The 3743-nt window shown below is 68.9% G+C and carries 2 protein-coding genes and 1 pseudogene; 1 reads left to right on the forward strand and 2 read right to left on the reverse strand.

What is annotated here, in order from left to right; translation table 11 throughout:
* Positions 1–214: 214 nt before the first annotated feature.
* Positions 215–523: pseudogene (locus JFN87_RS32380) on the reverse strand (hypothetical protein); the annotation flags it as partial.
* Between the two features lie 125 nt (positions 524–648).
* Positions 649–3072 carry an immune inhibitor A domain-containing protein gene (locus tag JFN87_RS32385; protein WP_307865680.1) on the reverse strand — a complete coding sequence of 808 codons (2424 nt, stop codon included), beginning with the start codon at positions 3070–3072 and terminating at the stop codon, positions 649–651.
* Between the two features lie 429 nt (positions 3073–3501).
* Between JFN87_RS32385 and JFN87_RS32390 the strand changes: the two genes are divergently transcribed.
* On the forward strand, positions 3502–3743 hold a 242-nt coding region (locus JFN87_RS32390; RefSeq protein WP_209345979.1), incomplete at its 3' end, for a hypothetical protein.

A 3743-nucleotide genomic window follows, 5' to 3' on the forward strand; every position in this document is an offset into this window, starting at 1 on the left:
CCCCCCCCCCCCCCCTCCCCGTCCTCCCGCCCGCCCCCCCCTCCCCCCCCGCCCCTTCTCCAACCAAGAGGCCGCAGATACAGTTGTTCGGTAACAGGAGTTCAGTCGTGTGCTCTTCGAACCTCCGGGGCGTGGTCGGCAGGTGGCGCCACGGGGCCATGGGCTTGCGTGCCAGTCCCGGGCGCGCCGGGGCCGGCTGCCATGTGCGGCCAGGGCGGACGAGCGAGCGGATGGGCTGCCAGAGCGCGCCCGCGTCGCCCGGGGACTGCGGGGTGGGCCGCCAGAGCAGCCCCTCGGGGTGGTGCAGGACCGCGGTGACCTCGTCCGGACTGGGTGGTTCGGCGTTCCCCCGCAGGTAGACCGCCCGCAGCCCGAGATTGCGCAGCCTGGTCAGGGCGCGCGCCCGGTTCTCCGCGTGGACCAGGACTCGTACCGTGCTGCCGCCGTCGGCAGCGGGTCTCGGCACGGTCAGCGCCACCACCACTCTGCCGTTGGGGAGTCTGCTGAAGCCTCCGCCTGCCATGATCGTTCCTCTCCCCCCGCGAGACGTCGTGTCAATAAGAAATGCACAGCTGCACCTAAACACGATCGGCCGCCGCCCGCTAGAGGGCGACGGCCGATCACTGCTCTGACCTGCGAATTCAATCCTTAACGAGTCGACGGCCCCACATGGATTGTCATGCTCGCGCCGCTGATGGGCTGGCCGACGAGGGTGATCCTGGTGTTGGTGTCAGGAACCTTGACGCTGCCCTCGGGGTTCTCCGGGTCCCAGTAGGAGCCCCGGTGGTCGTCGAAGGCGATGACCCCGCGCTGCGGCCTGATCCGCGTCGGCACGTCCGCCTTGTGCAGCGTGAGGCCCGGCGTGGGCCACCAGCTGAACGGCGCGTCGAACGCCTGGATCCTGTTGCGCATGACCGTCCCGTCGGACCACTTCAGGGCCTTCGGGTGCGCGTCCACGGGGAGGATCAGACCCTGACCCGGGTGGGCGCTGGTGTTGTTGTCGGTCTGCGAGGTGTCCCAGTACCAGACCAACATGCCGGTCTGGTAGGGGAAGTGCTCGACCTTGAGGTTGTTCGGCGCCGTGAAACCGAAGTTGTACGGGCCGGTGCGCAGCGTCTTGTCGTAGCTCGTGTACTCGCGGTTCTCCACGATGTAGTACTGGTCGTAGTCCTTGCTGAAGGACCCGCCGATGCGCGAGAAGCCGTCCGTGGTCCAACCGGCGTCCGCGGTCTCCGCGTTGTCGGTGAACAGCGCGGTGCCGTCGGCGACGACGCTGATCTCGTCGGCCGCGAAGCCCTTCTGCGCCACGCCGCCGTCCGTCAGGTAGCGGAAGCGGAGGTCGATCTTCTTGCCGGCGTAAGCGTCCAGCGGGTACACGAGCTTCTTGTACGCGCCCGACGTCCCGGTCAGCGCCGGCTTGTCGCCGCCATCCCTCGGGATGGCCGCGCCGTCCGCGGTGCCGTCCAGCGGCGTCCAGTTGGAGCCGCCGTCGGTCGAGACCTCGGCGTACAGGTAGTCGTAGCCGTTCTCGATGTCCCACCAGCCGTCGAGCTTCAGCGAGGCCGCGGACTTGCCCGTCAGGTCGACGGAACGGGTCAGGGTGTTCTTGAGGTTGTCACCCATGCCGCTCCACCACTGCGTGGACCCCTGGGCGGGCTCCACGACCGTCGTGGTCTTCTCCTTCTTCGGCAGGTTCACCACCAGCGCCTGCGGCCTCTTGGTGTTGTACTCCGAGACCCCCAGCTTCACCGTGGACCTCGTCGCGGCCTTGGCCTGCGCGTAGTTGAGCCAGCCGAGCTGCAGCTTGTCCCACGCGGTCATGTCGCCCGGCTCGTCGCCGATCGCGTTCTTGCCGGTGCCGAGCCACGAGCCCGAGGACATCAGGTCCCAGAAGGCGGTGGAGTTGTCGCCGCCCGCGGTGTCGTAGTTGTCGGGCAGGCCGAGGTCGTGCCCGTACTCGTGGGCGTAGACGCCGAGTCCGCCGTTCTCCGGCTGCATCGTGTAGTCGCCGACCCACATACCGGTGTCACCGATCTGCGTGCCGCCCGCCTTGTTGTCCGCGGGTCCCGTGGCGCCGGCGTCCGAGCCGTACGCGTACCAGCGGTGCGCCCAGATGGCGTTGTCGGCCTGAACGCCGCCGCCGGCGGACTCGTCCTCACCGGCGTGCACGATCTGGAAGTGGTCGATGTAGCCGTCGGGCTCGTTGAAGTTGCCGTCGTTGTCGTAGTCGTAGCGGTCCCACTTGTCGTACTGGGCCAGGTCCGCCTTGATCTGGGCGCTCGACTCGCCCTTGGCCTTCTGGTCCGCGACCCAGGCGTTGACGCCGTCGCGCACCGCGTCCCAGACGGACGGGCAGGTGGTGCTGCCGCAGTAGTCCGAGCCGTAACGGGCCTCGTTGTACGGGATCTTGACCCAGTCGGTGACCTCGCCGTCGACGGAGTAGCGGCCCGAGGACTGCTTCTCGTAGTACGTCTTCAGCGACTCACGCTGCTTGCCGTTCTTGTCCTTGCCCGTGCCGAAGTACAGGTCCTGGAAGTGCTGCTGGTTGTAGTCGGCCTGCCAGGCGGTGGAGTTGTCCACCTTGCGGTCGGGCTCGGCTATCTGGTTGTGCAGCGGGCCCGGGTTGCCGCCGTACTGCGTCACGGGCGGCTTCGGGCCGGGGCCGTCCGGGTCGTACTTGGTCGTGTTGTCGACCTTGTCCCCGAACTCGACGAGGATCGTGAAGATCCGGTCGGTCTTCTCCCGGCCGAGCTCGACGTACTTGCCGCCGCCGAGCTTCACCACGCTGGAGCCGCCGCGCTTGACGGCCTTGCGGTGCCCGGAGAGCACCTGGTCGAGCGCTGCCTTGCGCTCCTTCGTCTGCTCCTTGGTGAAGGGGCCCGGCAGGTTGTGCTCGACATCGCCCGCCTGCGGCGCCGGGTCGCGGCGCTCCACCTGGGCGGAGCCCGAACGCGACCCCGCCGCGGGGTTCTCCTGTGCCTGCGCCGTGCTGAAGGCGGAGGCCGTCGCCGCGGTCGCGGCGACCGCCACGATCACCGCCGCCGCACGTCTCGCCCGTCCTGTCCTGATCACTCGCTGGTGTCCTCCCCCGCGCCCGCGCCTGTGGACCGTCCTCGTGGGCGTCCGTTCGGCCGGTGCGCGCCTTTACGCGACCTGTGCGCGTTCTGTACGCGGTTCAAGTGGCGCCATTGGACCGGAGTTGACGAAAAAATGACAGTCTTGACTTGTTCACGACGATTCCGCTAAGGAAAGTGGAAGATCGGCTGATCGTCCGTTGGCCTTCGGCGCCACGAGGGGGTCCCGGAGGCGAGCGGCGAGCGGTGAGCGGCGGGCGCATCGCGCGGACTTGGGGGCGTCCGCATGAACCTGTGCGCCCCCCGTGCATCGGCACCGTGGGTGAGGTCACGCTTACCGCACGTTCCTCGGGGCATTCACCGTCGTAGAGTCGCCCGACAGTGCGACCCGCGCGCATCCCCACATGTTCCGAGGGACGGAAACGCCATGCCGCGTCCTAACGCCGCACAGCTCGCCTATGGTTCAGCCACCGTCATCTGCTCAGCCCTCGCCATGCTCCTGCTGACCGGTGTCCCGCAGGGCGCGGGTGTGGTGGTGATCGGCGTCGTGGCCCTCGGGCTCGGCCTGCTGGTGGCCCTGACGGTGCCGATGCCGCGCCGTGCGCGGGAGGCCCGCGAGTCGGCCGTGTCCGCCGCCGCGGTGGCGGCCCTCGCGGAGACGGCCGCGGA

The organism is Streptomyces montanisoli (assembly GCF_017813245.1).
GTDB classification, from domain to species: domain Bacteria; phylum Actinomycetota; class Actinomycetes; order Streptomycetales; family Streptomycetaceae; genus Streptomyces; species Streptomyces montanisoli.